The organism is Streptomyces sp. NPDC088387, from assembly GCF_044753385.1.
GTDB lineage: Bacteria > Actinomycetota > Actinomycetes > Streptomycetales > Streptomycetaceae > Streptomyces.
The window spans coordinates 381,885-398,470 of sequence record NZ_JBIVNC010000003.1 but is presented as its reverse complement, the minus strand read 5'-3'; the positions used below and the strand labels follow the sequence as shown (position 1 = coordinate 398,470).

Sequence of the window (16,586 nt, the reverse complement as noted above, 5' to 3'; positions counted from 1 at the left end):
CCGGCTCCGCTCACCCAACGCCCACACCAACCCCTTGAGGGGCGCGGGGCTCTGCTCGATGTGCGGCTACCGCCGCGCGGGCGCGACAAGCCCCCACCGGCCCGCGGCCGAATGGCTACCCCAACCACACGGTCGTGTCGGGCCCGAGCCGACCGTCGGAAGTCAGCGGACCACTGGCCAGAAGCACCTCTCCCGCAGGCAGACCAACCTCCGTACCGGACAGGTTCGCCACGCAACGCCACCGGTCCGACCGACTGAACGCGAGAACGCCCGGCGCGAAGCCGTCGACCCAGGTCAGGGACTCCGCGTCGGACAGCTTCCGCCGCAGCCGCAGCGCCGTGCGGTAGAGCTCCAACGTGGACCCCTCGACCCCGTCCTGCGCAGCCACCGCGTACGACGCGAAGGACTCCGGCTGCGGCAGCCAGGAACCGCCCGCGCCGAACCCGTACGACGGCCCCGTCGTGGTCCACGGCAGCGGCACCCGGGATCCGTCGCGCCCCTTCTGGACATGCCCCGTCTGCTCCCAGACCGGATCCTGAAGCACCTCGAAGGGCAGGTCGGCGACCTCGGGCAGGCCGAGTTCCTCACCCTGGTAGAGGTAGGCCGAGCCGGGCAGCGCCAGCATCAGCAGGGTGGCCGCGCGGGCCCGGCGCAGACCGGCGGCGGTGTCGACGGCGGGGGCGTGGCCGCCGGACAGCAGCCAGTCGTTGCTCTCCGTGCCGGGCGGCAGCATCAGACGGGATGCGTGCCGCACGACGTCGTGGTTGGACAGCACCCACGTCGCGGACGCCCCCGCCGCGCGGGCCGTGTCGAGGGAGTCGGAGATGACCTGCCGGAGCGCCGCCGCGTCCCAGGGGGCCTGGAGGTACTCGAAGTTGAAGGCCTGGCCCAGCTCGTCGGGGCGGGCGTACCGGACACGGCGCGCGTTCGGCACCCACGCCTCGGCGACGGCCATGCGCGGTGGATCGTAACTGTCGAAGATCTCCCGCCAGTCCCGGTAGATCGCGTGCACCTCGTCGCGGTCGTAGAACGGGTGGCTGCCGGGGGCCATGTGCTCCAGCGCGCTGTCACCGCTGAGTTCGGGCGCGCCCAGGTCCCGCAGCGGCTCGGCGAGGTCCTTGGCGAGGGCGTGCGCGACGTCCACGCGGAAGCCGTCGACACCCCGGTCCGACCAGAACCGCAGGGTGGTGCGGAAGTCGGCGCGGACCTCCTCGTGGCCCCAGTTGAAGTCGGGCTGTTCGGGGGTGAACAGGTGCAGGTACCACTGCCCGTCCGCGACCCGCCGCCACGCGCTGCCGCCGAACACGGACTGCCAGTCGGTGGGCGGGAGTTCGCCGTGCGCACCGCGTCCGTCGCGGAACACGTACCGGTCGCGGGCCGGTGATCCGGGGCCCGCCGCGAGCGCCTCCTGGAACCAGACGTGCCGGTGCGAGCTGTGGTTGGGCACCAGGTCGACGACGACCTTCAGACCGAGCCGGTGCGCCTCGGCGGTCATCGCGTCGAAGTCGTCCAGGGTGCCCAGGCGCGGGTCGACGTCGCGGTAGTCGATGACGTCGTAGCCGCCGTCGGCCAGCTCGGACGGGTAGAACGGGCTCAGCCACAGGGCGTCCACGCCGAGCGCGGCGAGATGCCCGAGGTGTTCGGTGACGCCCTTCAGGTCACCGAGGCCGTCGCCGTCCGCGTCGCCGAAGCTGCGCGGATAGACCTGGTAGACGACGGCCTGCCGCCACCAGTCGGCGTGCCGCGGCGAGAGGTCGGGCGTGGGCGGGTCGGGTCGTACGGTCACGCGGACTCCTCATGGACGGTGCGTGGAGCATGCAGACAGAACAGACTCTGTCCCTTTCGCGCCGACGGCGAAACTCCCCGGGTTCAGCGCAGGGCGGCGGCGGTCGGTACGACCACTCCGTAGACGTCGGCGATCGTGGCCAGGGCGCCGTGGTGGAGCTGCTCGGCGGAGACCGGGGAGACGGCCGTCTCCAGGGGGCGGGTGGCGCAGGCGTCGGCGACGACGGTGGGGCGGTTGCCGCGCAGGAAGGCGCCCTGGGCGGTGAAGGTCACACACATGTGGGTCATGAACCCGGCGACGACCACGTCCTGGTGTCCGGCCGCGTCGACGAGGTCGCCGAGTTCCGTGCCGACGAAGGAGTCGGGCGCCTTCTTGACGACGGTCCGCTCCCCCTCGGCGGGCGCGACCCGGGGGTGGATGCGGCCGATCTCGGCGCGGATGTCGTAGGGGGAGCCCTCACCGGCGTCGTGCACGACGTGGACGACCGTCGCGCCGGCCCGGCGGGCGCGGGCCAGCAGTTCGGCGCCCGCGTCGAGGGCGGCCTGCCAGCCTTCGAGTTCCAGCGCCCCGCGGGTGTAGGTGTTCTGGTAGTCGACGAGGATCAGCGTCGCGTCGGCCAGGGCGGCGGGCGTCTGGTCGGAGCCGGTCAGCTCGCGCAGGGTGGCGGAGGCCATGAGGGTGCCCTTCTCGGTGGTGGTGGGAAGCGCCGCACACCGGGCGGGGGCGGCCCTTGAACGCTACGAGCCGGTGCGTGATGTCGGCAATGACGCCTAGCATGCAGATCCGGACACCACGACGGACAGGTCCACGGCAGGTGGGTGTCCGCGCCGAGCAGACATTCGTGCCGCGCAGACGTTCGTGCCGCGCAGACGTTCATGCCGCGCAGACGTCCGTGCCGCGCAGACGTTCGTGCCGAGCAGACCGGAGGCCCTGATGGATCAGGCAAAACGGACCGTCGTTGTGCTGCTCTTCGACGGCGTCGACCTGCTGGACGTCACCGGGCCCGCCGAGGTCTTCGGCATGCTGCGCCGCGAGGTGGACGGCGCCGACGGCCACGAGGTGGTCCTGGCCGCCGAGACCCTGGACCCCGTCACCACCTCCGCCGGGGTGCGGGTGCTGCCCGACGTCACGCTGGCGGAGGTGGCCGGGCGGAGCATCGACACCCTGATCGTGCCCGGGTCGGTCGAGATCGACGACCAGGGCCGGATCCGGGCGCTCACCGACCCGGCGCTGGTCGCGCGGGTACGGGAGCTGGCCGTCCGGTCCCGCCGGGTGGCCTCGGTCTGTGTCGGCGCGCATCTCCTCGCCGAGGCCGGTCTGCTGGACGGCAGACGGGCCACCACCCACTGGTCGACCGCCCAGCAGCTCGCCGACGACCATCCGGCCGTCGAGGTCGACCCCGACCCGATCTTCATCCGCGAGGGCGACGTGTGGACCGGCGCGGGCATCACCGCCTGCCTCGATCTCTCCCTCGCCCTGGTCGCCGACGACTTCGGCGAGGCCGCGGCCCTGCGGGTCGCCCGGCAGCTGGTGATGTACCTGAAACGGCCGGGCGGGCAGAGCCAGTTCAGCGTTCCGCTGGAGCCGCTGTCCACGACCCGCCGGGTGGAGGAGCTGCGCCACCACGTCACCCGGCACCTGTGCGAACCGCTCTCCGTTGCCGACCTCGCGGCCCGCATCCACGTCAGCGAGCGCCAGCTCGCCCGGATCTTCCGGACCGAACTCGGCACGACCCCGGCCGCGTACGTGGAGTCGGCCCGGGTCGAGGCGGCCCGTATCCGCCTCGAAACCACCGACGACACGCTCGAACGGGTCGCGTCCGCCTGCGGGTTCGGCACGACGGACACACTCGTACGGGCCTTCCGCCGCAGGCTGGACACCACGCCGACGGAGTACCGGGGACGGTTCCGGCACCCGGCCCTTCAGCGGTGAGCCGGCGGGGCTACCGCGCCCCGCCCTCCACCGTGTCCAGGTAGAGCTTGGTGTATCTGGCCACGTCGACGTCGAGCGCCACGTCCACCAGGGCCGTCTCGCGCCCGCCCTCGTGGATCTCGGCCTCGCCTGGCCGGGGGCGCCGGTCGACGATGGTCTGTCCGCGGGTGGGGCCCGGCGCCAGGGACACCTCGACCGGGAGGAGGCGGGTGGTCAGGCCCGCCGGGTCGACGACCGCGCACACCGCGCCCGCGTCGCCGAGGCCGCCGGCCGGGTCGTCGCCGTCGGGGTCGGGCGCGGACGGGCGGTGGGCGAGGAGTTCGCCGGCCAGCCGCGCGCCGGGCTCGTCGCTGGCGCGCAGCCGCCGTACGTCCGGCGCCGGGACGTCGACGCGCATGAACACGTCCAGCCCGTACATGGTGATCGGGACCCCGGCGGTCAGCAGGATCGCGGCCGCCTCCGGGTCGTGCCAGACGTTGAACTCGGCGACGGGGGTGGCGTTTCCGGTGGCGACCGCGCCGCCCATGAACACGATCCGCTCGATGTTGCCGACCACCTCGGGGTGGGTGCGCAGCAGCAGCGCGATGTTGGTCAGCGGTGCCGTCGGAATCAGGGTGACCGGGCGCGGCGAGGCGAGGATCTCGCGGCGCAGCAGGGTGAGGGCGTCCACGTCGGCCGGGGCGCGGGTCGGCGCGGGCAGTCCGAGGTCGCCCATTCCGTCCTCGCCGTGTACGTGCTTGGCGGAGCGGGGGGCCTCGATCAGGGGGCGGGAGGCTCCGCGGGCCACCGGGATGTGGGGCGCGCCGGCTTGTTCCAGCACGGTCAGGGTGTTGCGGACCACGCCGTCGACGTCGGTGTTCCCGGCGACACAGGTCACCGCCCGCAGGTCCAGGTCCGGGTGGCGTACGGCGAACAGCAGCGCGAGGGCATCGTCGACGCCGGTGTCGCAGTCGATGATCACCGGAATGGGCTGACCGGTCACGCGGACTCCTTCTCTCGGGGCACTCGCTCACCACGACGGATACGTCCGGACCCTACGCGCCTTCCCCACGCGGCCCGGCGGGGGCTGATCACGCAGTTCCCCGCGCCCCCAAAAAACCTCGCGGCTCGCGCCCGCCGGAAACTCGCCCCAGCCGCGGACACGCCGACGACTACCACGTGCAGGCCCGGCGGGGGCTGATCGCGCAGTTCCCCGCGCCCCAAAAGCCTCGCGGCTCGCGCCCGCCGGAAACTCGCCCCAGCCGCGGACACGCCGACGAGTACCACGTGCAGGCCCGGCGGGGGCTGATCGCGCAGTTCCCCGCGCCCCAAAAGCCTTGCGGCTCGCGCCCGTCGAAAGCTCGCCGCAGCCGCACGCACTCACGCCGTAGCCGCGGGCATGCGTGCCGCCTGGGGCGGCACGGGTGGGCGCGGCGGCACCCCCGTCGCGCCGGGTTGCGCCAACGCCCCCGCGGCAACCCACACCCACGGCACCCCGTCGCGGTCCGGTGCCGGGTGCGGCCGGGTGGGCGGGCTGGTCACTCGGACGGGTCGGCTCGGTGGTGGTGGGGCGGGGGCGGTGGTGCCGTGGTGCGTAACCGCCCCCACCCCACGCCCCCGCCCCGAGCCCTCGCCCCGAGCCCCCGCCCCACGCTCCCGCCCCGAGCCCTCGCCCCCCGCCCCGCGCCGCCCCCCCTCGCCGGAGGAACCCCGATGACCCGCGCCCTCGTCACCTGCGCCCTCGCAGCAAGCACACTGCTCACGGTGGCCGCCTGCTCCACCACCGACCCCGTCGCCGCCCAACCGCCCGCACCCCCCGCCACCCCGGCCCCCAGATCCGTGCCGAAGGCCGCCCCCTCCACCCCGGCCACCACACCCGCCCTCACCGAGGCCCAGGCCCAGGCCGCACTCATCACCGAGGCCGATCTGGGCGAGCCGTGGATGCCGACACAGGGCGCGGCGACCTGGCGGGACGGTTTCCTCAAGGCGACGACGAGCGCCCCGGACTGCCGGCGCCTCCTCGACGCCCTCTACGCCGACGACCTGCTCGGCGCCCCCGCCCGCGCCGCGATCGGCCTCGACGACGGCTACGACGACGCCCAGCTGCGCTACCAGGTCAGCGCCGGCCGCCCGGCGGACGTGGACCGGGTGGTGGCCTGGATGAAGACGCTGCCGGCCGCCTGCCCGTCGTTCAAGGCGTCGGGCCCGCGCGGCGAACCCCGCACCGTGGAGGTCTACGACGCCCCGCTGCCGGAGGTCGGCGACGTCCGGCAGGGGCTGCGGATCGCCGTGACCCGCGAGGTGAACGGCGAGCCCGTGACCCTCACCCTCGACGTGGCCGCCGTACGCGTCGGCGAGGACGCGTTCACCCTCACCAACGGCGGCCTCGGCGAGGTCTACACCGAGATCACCCAGGCCGCCGTCGAGCTGGGCGCCGAGCGGCTCGCGGACGTACGGAAGCAGGGCAGGGTGCAGATCTGACGGTCGCGGCGCGTCACACCGGCGGCTGTGCCGGCGCCGGTCCGAGGGTCGTCGTACCGGGCGCCGTACGGTGTCCCAGTCCCGTCCGGTACGCGTCCAGCGCCGCCTCCACCCGCCCGGTGCGGCGCAGCAGATCACCGAGCATCCGGCACAGGTCGGCGAGGTCGCCCGCCGCGCCCGCCCGTTCGAGGAGGCTCAGCGCCCGGACGTAGTGCTCCTCGGCGGTGTCCGTGTCGCGGGCGTCCTCGGCGATGATGCCGAGCAGCCGGTGGGCCGCCGCCGCGTGCATCGCGCCCCGCTCGGGGGAGAGGTCGCCGAGCACCTCGCGGAGCAGCTCCGCGGCCTCGTCGGACTTGCCGCGCCGGTGCAGCACGTCGGCGAGCTCGACGGCGGCCTGACTGCGGTAGAGCGCGGCACGGGTGGCCGACAGCATGGTCAGCGCCTCGCGCAACTCGCTCTCGGCGCGCTCCAGTTCACCGTTCTGCGCACAGACGTATCCGCGCATCCAGTGGCAGTTGGCGAGTTCGGTACGGATCTGGAGCTGGCGGTACATCTCGGCGGCCTTGGCGAGCGAGGCGTCGGCCTCGGCGATCCGGCCCTCGGCGAGCAGCGTACGGGCGACCTGCCGGTGCATCCTGGCGACCAGTGCCGGATCCCCGGCCTGCGGCGCGACCGCCAGCGCGAACTCGGCGGCCTGCGCGGCCCGCGCGTGCGCGCCCATGTCCATGTACGGGCCGATGACACTGCCGTAGAGCAGCAGCAGCGCGTCCGGGTCGTGCAGCCCGCCCCGGTTCAGCTCGTCGAGGGTGGACTCCAGGAGGTAGACGGCGTAGCGGAGTTCACCGGCGAGGTAGTGGGAGATCGCGCGGCCGCGCAGCGCCGGGACGCGGGCGGGCAGCGGCTGGTCGGCGAGCACCTGCTCGGCCTGCTCGAAGTGGTGCCGGGCCGCCGTGATGTCACCGGTGTCCAGCCCGCACTCGCCGAGCCCGAGCAGCGCGGTGGCCTGTTCGGTGGGCAGCGCGTGCGCCTCGGCGTCGGCGAGCAGCGCCTTGTACTGGTCGGCGGCCTCCTCGGCGGCGCCGGTGGCCAGGGTGCGCTGGGCCTCGGTGAGCCGCAGCCGCAGATCGGTGGCGAGCCGGGCCGGACGGCCGGTGGCCAGCTCGTCGAAGGCGACGCCGAGCCGCCCGGCGAGATGCCGCAGCGCCTCGTCGGAGGGGCGGACCCGGCCGGCCTCCAGGGTGGAGATGTAGGCGGGTGTGTAGGCGGGTTCCGCCAACTGCCGCTGTGTCAGACCGCGCTCGTGCCGCAGCTGCTGCACCCTGCGCCCGATGGTCTCGGGGTCGTCCCGGTTCGCCATGCGCTTAATCCTGCCAGTAAGTGCACTTATTACTCAGCGACTTGGATCGTTTGAATGGCCCAACTCCGCCTGACCCCCTTCCGGTTGGGCTCCGGAACCCTCTACGTTAGGAGACGTATTAAGGGTGGTTAACACGTCGCTGTTATTGCACTTTCCGTCAACGCACCGCCCCGCGGTGAACCACCCCCGACCACGCTCCACCCGACCGCGCACCACCCCCTGCGAGCCTTGCGAGGTTGCCGTGCTCGGACGTACATCCGCGCGCAACGGACGTCCTCCCGCCCGCTACACCAGAGCCCTGGTCGCGGCCGTGATCGCGGCCGTCGCCCTGATCACCGCCGCCAACGCGGGCCCCGCCCGCGCGGCCACGGCCGACGGAGTCACCCACTCCGCCCGCCCGTGACGACCACCCCCCGGCCCTGAGGACCTCCGACCGGTCCGGCGGATCACCCTCCACCCCGCGGACCCCACCCGGCCGAGCCCGCCACAAGCGGGCCGCCGGAGTGCCGGAGGGGCCGGGCCGCGGCCGACTCTCCGGCTTGCGTCCCAGTGTCCCGGTGTCCCGGTGTCCCGTGTCCCGGTGTGACGTAAACCATCACAAAGCCCCCTCCACCACCCCCGCTCTCCCCGTTTAACGTGGGGGAATGTCCCCGTTGGCCGCCATCAGCAACACGTACGCGCCCCGCTTCGCGGAGTTCGCGTTCGAGCCCGCGTTCACGGCGGCCGTGGACCAGCACGTGGCGGAGCTCAGGGACCGGCTGTCCGCCCCGGCGCCGGGTCTGGTCCCGCACCCCCCGCACCGCGAGGTCCTCGCGGACTACGCGCTCGGCTTCCTCGACGCCCTCGCCGAACTCGACTGGCGCGAACCCGTCGGCCACGACTACGCGGTGTGCCGGCTGACCGCCATCACCTGGCTGGTCAGCCGGCACGACCTGCTCACGGAACCCGCGCCGTAGACCTGTCCGGCCAACGGGACCGGGGAGACGAACAGAGCCGCGGTCCCGGGCGTATCGGCCAAGCGGCCGGAGCCAGGCCCCAGAACCAGGCCCGGAACAGGACCAGGCCTAGCTCATGTCCGCCGGGCCCGGCCGGTCCGCCCCGCCCGGACCGCCCGTCCCGCCAGGACCACCCGTCCCACCCGTGCCGCCCATCCCGCCGGAACCGCTCATCCCGCCAGTCCCACGCCCCGGCATGTCCGTCCGTTCGCGGGCCGGCTGGTGGGTCAGGGCGTCCTGTCGGCCGGCCTGGTAGGCGCCGACGCTGCCCTTGGCCCGGAAGGACTCCCGCTCGGCCACGGTCAGCCAGCGCTCCCAGCGCTGCCGCATCGGCATGATCATGCCGCCGCCGACACCCACGACGAGGATGCCGACGGCCGCCGCGAGGGCCGCGTACAGCAGCGGCTGGGTGACCGAGGTGGCGATACCGGCCTGGCCGAGCGCGGCGATCACACCGAGGGCCAGGATGGCGGCCCAGACGATGGTGGCGACCGTACGGCCGTAGGAGACCGACGACAGGGCGCCGGAGACGATGCCGCGCACCGCGTTGGCGATGGCCATGGCGACGACGATCAGGACGACCGCGACGATGCCGCGCGGCAGCCAGGCCACGATGCCGTTGATCATCGAGCTGACCGGGTTCGGGCCGAAGACACCGAGGGCGAGCTGGAGGGTGATCAGCATCAGCGCGTAGTACACGATCCGGCAGACGATGCCGGTCATGTCGTACCGGGACTCCTGAAGCAGCCGTGCCGTGCCCGCCCGCTGCGACAGCCGCTCGGAGCCGACCTTGCGCAGCACCCGGTCGAGGACGCGGGCTATCAGCCGCGAGACGAACCAGCCGATGGCCAGGATCACGAGGAAGCCGATGAGCTTGGGCACGAACTGCGCGATCTTCGACCAGGCGTCGTTGAGGCCCTGCGTCCATTCGACGGCGAGGGTGGACGGGTGCGTGGTGGCCATGAGCGGCTCCTTCGATCCGTGCGGCCCCCTCCTACGTGGATAGCAGCGCCGCCGGTCCCGGGCCCGGGGGACACCGCCGTACGGGTGACACGCGCGGCGGGCGTCAGGCGCCCTGGAGCTGCTCCAGCTGGCGCCGCACATGGTCCAGGGCGCCCGCCCGGCGCCCCGGCACCCGGCCGCGCAACTCCGCGAGCGCGGGGCCCAGTTCGCGGGCGCGGGACGCGTCCCCGATCGCGCCCCACTGGTGGTGGGCGCGGTCCACGGCCGCCTCGACCGCGGGCGCGTCGGCCGGCTGCCCCGCGGCGAGCCGGGCGCCGGCCACCGCGAGCCAGGTGCGGCAGCTGCGGACCGCGTCCCCGGCCAGCATGGCGAGGTCGGCCCGGACCTCCGACCAGTGCAGCGCCTCGTCGGAACCGGGCCCGTGCGACCGTACGGCCGCCTGCTCCCACCGCGCCGCGAGGGCGTCCGCGTCGGCGTGCCGCCCGGACCGCACGGCGTCGGCGAGCGCGGCGTGCGGGTCGGGGGCGGTGGGCGCCGCGGCGGGCATGGTGGGCATGGTGGGCATGGTGGGCATGGTGGGCATGGTGGGTACGGCGTTGCCGAGGACGATACCGACGCCCGCGCCCTTGCCCTCGTCCGCGATTCGGGTCAGCGCCTGCTGGTGCAACCGTTCCGGTAGCGGCCGGTGGCCACTGCGCAGAATCGTCGCCACGGCCTTCATGTACGACGGCTGCCCGACGGTACGGCGGCCCGGCGGGGGCGCGATCCGTCCGTACACGGCGTGTCCGCGACCGGAGTCGAGGGGGTGGGCGCGCAGGTGCTCCCAGCAGTCGGCGTCGGCGTGCAGGTCGAGCAGGAGGGTGGTGCTGCCCGGTGCCCGCAGGCGCAGTTCCTCACGGAACCAGTGCCAGGGGAAGCCGGTGTAGCGCATGGTGGCGGGTGTGGTGCGGGCCAGCGCGAGGTGCGGAAGCCGTTGGCGCCGGTCGAGTTGGAGCTGTCCTACGACGAACACCGTGAGCGGGTCGGGGTTCGCGGCGGCGGCGCGCAGCCGGGTGAGTACGGCCTGGGGTTCCAACGGGTCGGCCAGTTCCACGACATGGGCGGTGTCGGTGCCCGCGAGGACGCCGGGGGCTACGGCGGAGAGGACGGGGAGGACGGAGGTGGCGTCCACCAGCCTTCCGCGTCCCACCGGCGCGCCGGCGACCAGCAGCACGGTCCCACCCATGTGTCCCCCTTCACCCGATCACTTAGCACACGTTAACGCTGCCGCTGAGAGCTTGGCTGTCCGGTGCGGGCCGGTGGGGGCCGATCGCGCAGTTCCCCGCGCCCCTAAAGCCCGCGTAGCCGCGGGCAGTCGTGCCGCTGGGGCGGCACGGGTGGGCGCGGCGGCACCCCGTCGCGCCGGGCTGCGCAACGCCCCCGCACCGCAACCCCCGCACAGCCGCACCCCGCTCACCGCAACACCCGTACCGCGAACACCGTCGTGTCGTCCGCCAGACGACCGCCGGAGTGCCGCTCCACCCCCTCACTCACCACCCCCACCAACCGCCACGGCTCCACACACCGCGCATCCGCGGCGACAGCCCGCCCCACCACCTCCTCCAGCGGAAAGAACGTCCCCGCCGCGTCCCGCGCCTCCGTCACCCCGTCCGTCGTCAGCAACAGCGTCTCCCCCGCCGCCAACGCCACCCGCTGCACACACACCCGCCCGGCCACGCCCCCCGCGCCCGCCCCCGGCACCAGATCACCCAGCCCCAGCGGCACCCCCTCACCGGGCGGCAGCGACCGCACACCCCCCGCCCCCACCACCAGCGGCGGCTCGTGCCCGAAGTTCACGACGTCCACCACCCCCCGCTCGCCCTCGGGGAACTCCAGCAGCACGGCCGTCGCGAAGCGGTCCCCGTCGTCCCGCCCCAGCTCCTCCACCCGCCGCCCGTGCCGCAGGATCCGCACTTCGAGGCGTTCGCCGACCGTCGCGAGGTCCGCCTCGTGGTACCCGGCCTCCCGGAACGTGCCGAGCAGCGCGGCCGCCGCCTCCACCGCCCCGAGCCCCTTGCCCTGCACATCGCCGAGCAGCACACGGGTGCCGTACGGACAGGGCTGGATGTCGTAGAAGTCGCCGCCGACCCGCGCCTCGGTGTCGGCGGCGAGATAGACCTCGGCGTGTTCGAGGCCGCCCCAGCCGGGCGGCAGCGGGCGCAGCACGGTACGGCGTACGGTCTCGGTGACGTCCCTCATCCGCAGGATGCGTTCCTCGCCGCGCACCCGGACCGCGCAGGCCAGCGTGGCCAGCATCCCGCCCAGCGCGATCAGCGTGAAGTCGGAGAACTGGGCGCTGAACTGGTTCGGAAAGAGCGCCTCCACGGTCACGTACGTGACCAGCACCAGCCCGGTGAACGCGGCCGTCGCCCACACCCCGCAGAGCGCCGCCGCGATCCCCGGCACCAGCACCACCCAGGTGATGATCCGGAAGTCGGTGCCGGTGCCGTAGTCGACGGCGACGATGCCGAGCAGCAGGACCAGCGGCGGCAGCCAGCCCGCGCTGCGGTCGCGGATCCGCAGGATCCCGTACTGGTGCCACAGCTGTGCGCGGCGCATCCAGGGCAGCCGGTCGAGCAGGCTCCGGCCGGTCCCGGCGTAGCTCACGGGTCTCAGCGCCCGGTCGCCCGCGGACCTCATGAGGCCAGCGAAACACGGCGGGCGGCCCCCCGCATCCGGCCGGAAGCGCGTGCCCGCCCGCCGTCCGGACTTGCCAGGTGACCCGGGCAGGTGTGCCCTGGAAGGCGGGGGCGAGAGAGAGGAGTGCTCTCATGGCTCAAGCCGCACCCGCACCCGGCGCCGCACCGGGCACCACGCCCGGCCGGACCCGGCTCCCGGACGTGTTCAGCGAACGGACCCACACGGTCGCCAAGTGGGCGGCACCCGTCGGACTCGGCCTGGTCTACGGCTACTGGGCCGCGGCCAACGCGCGCGGCGGTGATGGGATCACCGGCTGGAACCTGCTGCTCGGCTTCGTCTCGGTGCTCGCCTTCGCCGTGGTCCTGATCGGCGTACGCGAACTGGCCTCGCGGGTGAAGCGCGAAGTGCACGCGATGCTCTGGGCGGCGTTCGCCGGCATCGCGTTCGGTTTCCTCTACAGCCTGACCGGCGCGACCGTGCTGCGGTCCTGTCTGATGGCGCTCGCGGTCGCGGCGGGCACCTTCGCCGTGCTGTTCTACCGCTACTACACGCACGAGGACGCCGAGGGCCACCGCCTCGGCTGAGGCTGAGCGGCACCCCGGACGCACGTGGGCCCCGGCACGGCAGCCGGGGCCCACGTGTTTCCCTCTTCCCTCTCTTCCCTCCACCCACCGGACGACCGAGCGCGGCTCAGCCGTCCGACGAGGACCCGGTCACGCTCCAGCTCCACGATCCGGAGATGTCGATGTCGATGTCGATCGAGCCGGAGCCGGAGAAGGTCCAGGTGTCCGCCGGGTCCGAACTCCCGGACGAGCCGCCCCAGTACGGGTCGTTCCAGTTGGTCCAGGAGCCGTTCCGCCACACCGGGCACGGGTCGTCGCAGGCCGGCACGGACCGTCCGCCGGTGTCCACGAAGGCCGCGGTTGCCCACGCCTGTGACTCCACGAGCCAGTACCAGTACGGGTTTCCGTTGACGCTCTGTCCGCGGACCACACAGCCGACGCGCTCCTCACTGCCCGGCGACGCCTGTCCGACGGACGGTGAGTGGGTGGTCGGCGCCTGCCGCAGGGTCAGGTCGGTGCGGGAGACGACGGTGCCCCACACGGAACTCTGGGAGCCGCCGCTGCCGCGCTGTACGTCGGCGAACGCCATGGGTGCGGCCGCGAGGGCCGAGCCGGTGAACAGGGCCGCGGTCAGGGTCCGCAGGGCCGGAGTGGTTCGCATGATCGGCCTCCTTCTCCCCACGACCAGGAAACACCCGTTCGGGTGAACCCTCCACCGGAACGGGCGCGGCCCGGTGGTGCCAAGGGTCGTGGGCGGTTCGCCCGTCCGGCCGTACTGCGCTCGCGGCCCCCGCCGCCGGGCCGTTGCCTGGACACGTGCCTCCGCGTCCCCCGTATCGCCCGTACCCCCCGCGCCTGCGCGGCGCGCTCTCGGCCGCGCTGATCGCCCTGGCCTGTCTCCTCGTGCCGTTCGGGGCGCTGGCGGCGTGGGCCGTGTACGGGCTGGCCGACACCGGCCGCTACGTCGGCACGATGGCGCCGCTGGCCGCCGACCCGGCCGTCCGGGACGTGGTCGCGGACACCGTGGGCGACGGCATCGCGGAGCGCGCGGACGCGGGCTCGATGGCGCCGTACCTGCGGGACGCGGTGCGCTCGTTCACCCGGACCGAGGCGTTCCGGTTGGGCTGGGACGAGGCGAACCGGGCCACTCATCACGCCATACTGCACGCCCTGGACAGCGGAAGCCGGGAGCCGGTCGTCGTCGACCTGGCGCCGGTCGCCGCCGCGGTGCAGCGTCAGCTCGCCGAGGACAACGTGCCGTTGGGGAGCGGCGCGGTCGTTGGACACACTCCGGTCGCCGTTCTGCCGGCGCAGGATCTCGCCCCGTTGCGGAAGGGTCTCCACGTGCTGGAATTCGCCGCGTTCTGGCTGCCGCTGGCGGCCGTTGTGCTCGCCGTCACCGGCATCGCGCTGGCCGCGTGCCGGCGCCGCGCGGTCACCGCCACGGCCCTCGGCACCGCGCTGGGCGGCGCCCTCCTGGGCCTCGCGGTGGCACTGGGCCGCCACCTCACCCTCTCCGACCTCCCCCCGGGCGTCCCCCAGGACGCAACAGCCGCGGTCTACGACACCCTCACCACAACTCTCCGCACAGCCTCCTGGCTCTTGGTAGCCCTAGGCCTGACAGCAGCCCTGACCACCCACTACACCCACCGCCCCGAGGCCAAACAACAACCCTTTAGGGGCGCGAGGAACTGCGCGAGACACCCCCACCCGCCCGCACCCGAACAACCACCCCTCAGGGGCGCGGGGAACTGCGCGACAAGCCCCCACCAACCCGAGGGCCAACCAACAACCCTTTAGGGGCGCGGGGAACTGCGCAAACCCCCCCCTCACCCCACGTGGCCATAATGTGCCCATGCCCCGAGAGTTCCCCATCGGCCTCACCCCACCCGACTGGCTGGTCCGGAACCTCCAGACCCAGCAGGCACCGATCAACCGCCCCGCCGTGGCCCGCGCAGCCATCGCCATGAGCCTCCCCCTCGCCGTCGGCCTCGCGCTCGGCGAACCCGCCTACGGCGCCCTCGCCTCCATGGGCGCCCTCTCCGGCGTCATCGGCGACACCGCCGACGCCTACCGCATGCGGATCCTCAACATCGCGATCCCACAGCTCTTCGGCGCGATCGGCGTCACCCTCGGCTCCCTCACCTACGGCCACGGCTGGCTCGCCGTCGCCGCGGTCACCGCCGTCGCGCTGCTCTCCGGGATGATCTCGACGATCGGCGCGGTGGCCTCCGTATCCGGACTGCTTCTGCTCCTCAACACCGTCATCGGCGCGGGACTGCCGATGCCCGGCGACTGGTGGGTGGCGCCCCTCCTGATGGCCGGCGGCGGCCTCCAGGTACTGCTCCTCGCCCTGCTCGCCTGGCCGCTGCGGTCCGGCGTGCCCGAGCGCGCGGCCGTCGCAGACACCTACCGCAAGGTCGCCGACCTCCTCGACGAGAACCCCCTGCTCTCCTACGACGACGCCCGCCACGCCTCCACGCAGTCCCTCAACCAGGCCTACGACCTGGTCCTCGCCCGGCGCACCCGCCACCACGGCCGCAGCCCCGAACTGATCCGGCTGCTCGCCCAGTTGAACGCCGTCACCCCGGTCATCGAGGCCGCCCCCGCCGTCCATCTCTCCGGCACCCCGCTGCCGCCCGAGGTCCCCGCCGCGGTCCGGCATCTCGCCGAGGCCGTCGAGACCGGCTACAGCGGCCCCATAGGGCTCGACCTGCCGGTCCCGGTCACCGAGACCGCCCGTGCCGTCGACCACGCGCTGCGCCACGCCGCCGGTGTCGTCGCCAGGCCCGACCTCGACGCCGGCGGCATCGACGACCGTCTCGGCCGCCCCGCCGCCCTGCGCGTCCGGGCCGGCCGCGCCGCCCGCAACGTCCTGCTGTCCGCCGCCTCCTGGCGCTACGGACTGCGCCTCGCCCTGTGCATCGGCATCGCCCAGGCCCTGGTCTCCCTGGTCCCGGTGCCCCGCTCCTACTGGGTCGCCCTGACCATCACGTTCGTCCTCAAGCCCGACTTCGGTTCGGTGTTCTCCCGGGCGCTGCTGCGCGCGCTGGGCACGGTCGCCGGTCTGGTGCTCGCGGCGGCGGTGCTCTCGCAGGTGCCGCGCGGCTGGTGGGACGTACCGGTGATGCTGCTGCTCGCGCCGTTGATCCCGGCCCTCACCCCCCGCGGCTACGGCTACCAGACCGCCGCCATCACCCCGGTCATCCTGCTGCTCTCCGACACCCTCAACCGCCAGGGCACCGCCCTGCTGCTGCCCCGCCTCGTGGACTCCCTGATGGGCTGCGCGATCGCGCTGATCGCGGGCTATCTGCTGTGGCCGGAGAGCTGGCACGCCCGCGTCGGCGACCGGCTCGCGGACGCGGTCTCCGACACGGCCCGCTATGTGGAGACGGCCTTCGGCAAGGACACCGAACCGGCCGCCCGCGCCCGGATGCGCCGCCGCCTCTACCGCGACCTCTCGGTCATCCGTACGGAGTTCCAGCGCGCCCTGACCGAGCCGCCGCCCACCGGCCGGCACGCCGCCGCCTGGTGGCCGCTCGCCGTCGCCGTGGAACGCATCGTCGACGCCACGACGGCGGCCCGCGTCCGCGTCAAACACGGCGCCGCCCCACCGTCCGAGGCCGAGATCGACCAGGTGACCCTCCAACTGACCGAACTCTCCCAGGGCCTACGGGACTCCGAGGTCCTGGAATCGGTCCGCACCGACCTCACGGGCCCCTCGGGCTCGGTCCTGGAACCCCTCCGCCAGGAGGTGGCGGCGGCAAGAGCCATCGCGACCCCCCGCTGACACACCGACGCGGCCGCCCCTCAAGAGGGACGGCCGCATCTGGTGGGGGGTGCCTGCAAGG

At 73.8% G+C, this 16,586-nt stretch carries 15 protein-coding genes; 7 read left to right on the top strand and 8 right to left on the bottom strand.

The features are described from left to right. Nucleotides 1-115 precede the first annotated feature (115 nt). Together ACIQAC_RS09975 and ACIQAC_RS09970 are read right to left on the bottom strand one after the other, a co-directional pair. Complete coding sequence (locus tag ACIQAC_RS09975; RefSeq protein ID WP_402188778.1) at nucleotides 116-1,786, bottom strand: glycoside hydrolase family 13 protein; 1,671 nt, start codon at nucleotides 1,784-1,786, stop codon at nucleotides 116-118. 83 nt (nucleotides 1,787-1,869) lie between these two features. Continuing rightward, a complete protein-coding gene (locus ACIQAC_RS09970; protein ID WP_402188776.1) occupies nucleotides 1,870-2,460 on the bottom strand; it encodes a cysteine hydrolase family protein in 591 nt (196 codons plus the stop codon). Nucleotides 2,461-2,719: 259 nt separating this feature from the next. Between ACIQAC_RS09970 and ACIQAC_RS09965 the strand changes: the two genes are divergently transcribed. Continuing rightward, nucleotides 2,720-3,718, top strand: a complete 999-nt coding sequence (locus tag ACIQAC_RS09965) for a GlxA family transcriptional regulator (RefSeq protein WP_402188774.1) — start codon at nucleotides 2,720-2,722, stop codon at nucleotides 3,716-3,718. Nucleotides 3,719-3,728: 10 nt separating this feature from the next. On the opposite strand, the gene ACIQAC_RS09960 is transcribed toward ACIQAC_RS09965, so the two are convergent. Beyond that, nucleotides 3,729-4,700, bottom strand: coding sequence for a nucleoside hydrolase (locus ACIQAC_RS09960; protein ID WP_402188772.1), 972 nt, complete (start codon nucleotides 4,698-4,700; stop codon nucleotides 3,729-3,731). Between the two features lie 710 nt (nucleotides 4,701-5,410). On the opposite strand from ACIQAC_RS09960, the gene ACIQAC_RS09955 reads away from it, so the two are divergent. Continuing rightward, nucleotides 5,411-6,178, top strand: a complete 768-nt coding sequence (locus tag ACIQAC_RS09955) for a hypothetical protein (protein ID WP_402188770.1) — start codon at nucleotides 5,411-5,413, stop codon at nucleotides 6,176-6,178. A gap of 13 nt (nucleotides 6,179-6,191) precedes the next feature. Here the strand turns inward: ACIQAC_RS09955 and ACIQAC_RS09950 are convergent, their stop codons facing one another. Further along, on the bottom strand, nucleotides 6,192-7,535 hold the full coding sequence (locus tag ACIQAC_RS09950) for a helix-turn-helix domain-containing protein (protein ID WP_402188768.1): 1,344 nt from the start codon (nucleotides 7,533-7,535) through the stop codon (nucleotides 6,192-6,194). A gap of 241 nt (nucleotides 7,536-7,776) precedes the next feature. Here ACIQAC_RS09950 and ACIQAC_RS09945 point away from each other — a divergent pair, with 241 nt between their 5' ends. Then, a complete protein-coding gene (locus ACIQAC_RS09945; RefSeq protein ID WP_402188766.1) occupies nucleotides 7,777-7,938 on the top strand; it encodes a hypothetical protein in 162 nt (53 codons plus the stop codon). 241 nt (nucleotides 7,939-8,179) lie between these two features. Then, complete coding sequence (locus tag ACIQAC_RS09940) at nucleotides 8,180-8,491, top strand: DUF6401 family natural product biosynthesis protein (protein WP_402188764.1); 312 nt, start codon at nucleotides 8,180-8,182, stop codon at nucleotides 8,489-8,491. Between the two features lie 108 nt (nucleotides 8,492-8,599). Here ACIQAC_RS09940 and ACIQAC_RS09935 read toward each other — a convergent pair whose 3' ends face one another. The 3 genes from ACIQAC_RS09935 to ACIQAC_RS09925 form a co-directional block, all read right to left on the bottom strand. After that, a complete protein-coding gene (locus ACIQAC_RS09935; protein WP_402188762.1) occupies nucleotides 8,600-9,493 on the bottom strand; it encodes a hypothetical protein in 894 nt (297 codons plus the stop codon). A 103-nt stretch (nucleotides 9,494-9,596) separates the two neighbouring features. Beyond that, nucleotides 9,597-10,718, bottom strand: a complete 1,122-nt coding sequence (locus ACIQAC_RS09930; RefSeq protein WP_402188761.1) for a hypothetical protein — start codon at nucleotides 10,716-10,718, stop codon at nucleotides 9,597-9,599. Nucleotides 10,719-10,945: 227 nt separating this feature from the next. After that, nucleotides 10,946-12,091 (bottom strand): PP2C family protein-serine/threonine phosphatase, encoded by a 1,146-nt coding sequence (locus ACIQAC_RS09925; protein WP_402189291.1) that lies wholly within the window; start codon nucleotides 12,089-12,091, stop codon nucleotides 10,946-10,948. Between the two features lie 212 nt (nucleotides 12,092-12,303). On the opposite strand from ACIQAC_RS09925, the gene ACIQAC_RS09920 reads away from it, so the two are divergent. Next, on the top strand, nucleotides 12,304-12,756 hold the full coding sequence (locus tag ACIQAC_RS09920) for a hypothetical protein (protein WP_402188759.1): 453 nt from the start codon (nucleotides 12,304-12,306) through the stop codon (nucleotides 12,754-12,756). Between the two features lie 106 nt (nucleotides 12,757-12,862). Here the strand turns inward: ACIQAC_RS09920 and ACIQAC_RS09915 are convergent, their stop codons facing one another. Next, entirely contained in the window at nucleotides 12,863-13,396 is a 534-nt protein-coding gene (locus ACIQAC_RS09915) for an SH3 domain-containing protein (protein WP_402188757.1), read from the bottom strand. Between the two features lie 155 nt (nucleotides 13,397-13,551). Here ACIQAC_RS09915 and ACIQAC_RS09910 point away from each other — a divergent pair, with 155 nt between their 5' ends. Both ACIQAC_RS09910 and ACIQAC_RS09905 read left to right on the top strand, forming a co-directional pair. Beyond that, nucleotides 13,552-14,535 (top strand): hypothetical protein, encoded by a 984-nt coding sequence (locus tag ACIQAC_RS09910; protein ID WP_402188756.1) that lies wholly within the window; start codon nucleotides 13,552-13,554, stop codon nucleotides 14,533-14,535. 55 nt (nucleotides 14,536-14,590) lie between these two features. Beyond that, entirely contained in the window at nucleotides 14,591-16,525 is a 1,935-nt protein-coding gene (locus tag ACIQAC_RS09905) for an FUSC family protein (RefSeq protein ID WP_402188754.1), read from the top strand. Nucleotides 16,526-16,586: the final 61 nt, after the last annotated feature.

What these genes read in the sequence shown, in the direction of transcription:
- ACIQAC_RS09935 (WP_402188762.1), bottom strand. Translation starts at nt 9,493, where the DNA reads ATGGCCACCACGCACCCGTCCACCCTCGCCGTCGAATGGACGCAGGGC.
- ACIQAC_RS09940 (WP_402188764.1), top strand. Translation starts at nt 8,180, where the DNA reads ATGTCCCCGTTGGCCGCCATCAGCAACACGTACGCGCCCCGCTTCGCG.
- ACIQAC_RS09925 (WP_402189291.1), bottom strand. Translation starts at nt 12,091, where the DNA reads ATGCGCCGCGCACAGCTGTGGCACCAGTACGGGATCCTGCGGATCCGC.
- ACIQAC_RS09965 (WP_402188774.1), top strand. Translation starts at nt 2,720, where the DNA reads ATGGATCAGGCAAAACGGACCGTCGTTGTGCTGCTCTTCGACGGCGTC.
- ACIQAC_RS09905 (WP_402188754.1), top strand. Translation starts at nt 14,591, where the DNA reads ATGCCCCGAGAGTTCCCCATCGGCCTCACCCCACCCGACTGGCTGGTC.
- ACIQAC_RS09920 (WP_402188759.1), top strand. Translation starts at nt 12,304, where the DNA reads ATGGCTCAAGCCGCACCCGCACCCGGCGCCGCACCGGGCACCACGCCC.
- ACIQAC_RS09950 (WP_402188768.1), bottom strand. Translation starts at nt 7,535, where the DNA reads ATGGCGAACCGGGACGACCCCGAGACCATCGGGCGCAGGGTGCAGCAG.
- ACIQAC_RS09970 (WP_402188776.1), bottom strand. Translation starts at nt 2,460, where the DNA reads ATGGCCTCCGCCACCCTGCGCGAGCTGACCGGCTCCGACCAGACGCCC.
- ACIQAC_RS09915 (WP_402188757.1), bottom strand. Translation starts at nt 13,396, where the DNA reads ATGCGAACCACTCCGGCCCTGCGGACCCTGACCGCGGCCCTGTTCACC.
- ACIQAC_RS09955 (WP_402188770.1), top strand. Translation starts at nt 5,411, where the DNA reads ATGACCCGCGCCCTCGTCACCTGCGCCCTCGCAGCAAGCACACTGCTC.
- ACIQAC_RS09930 (WP_402188761.1), bottom strand. Translation starts at nt 10,718, where the DNA reads ATGGGTGGGACCGTGCTGCTGGTCGCCGGCGCGCCGGTGGGACGCGGA.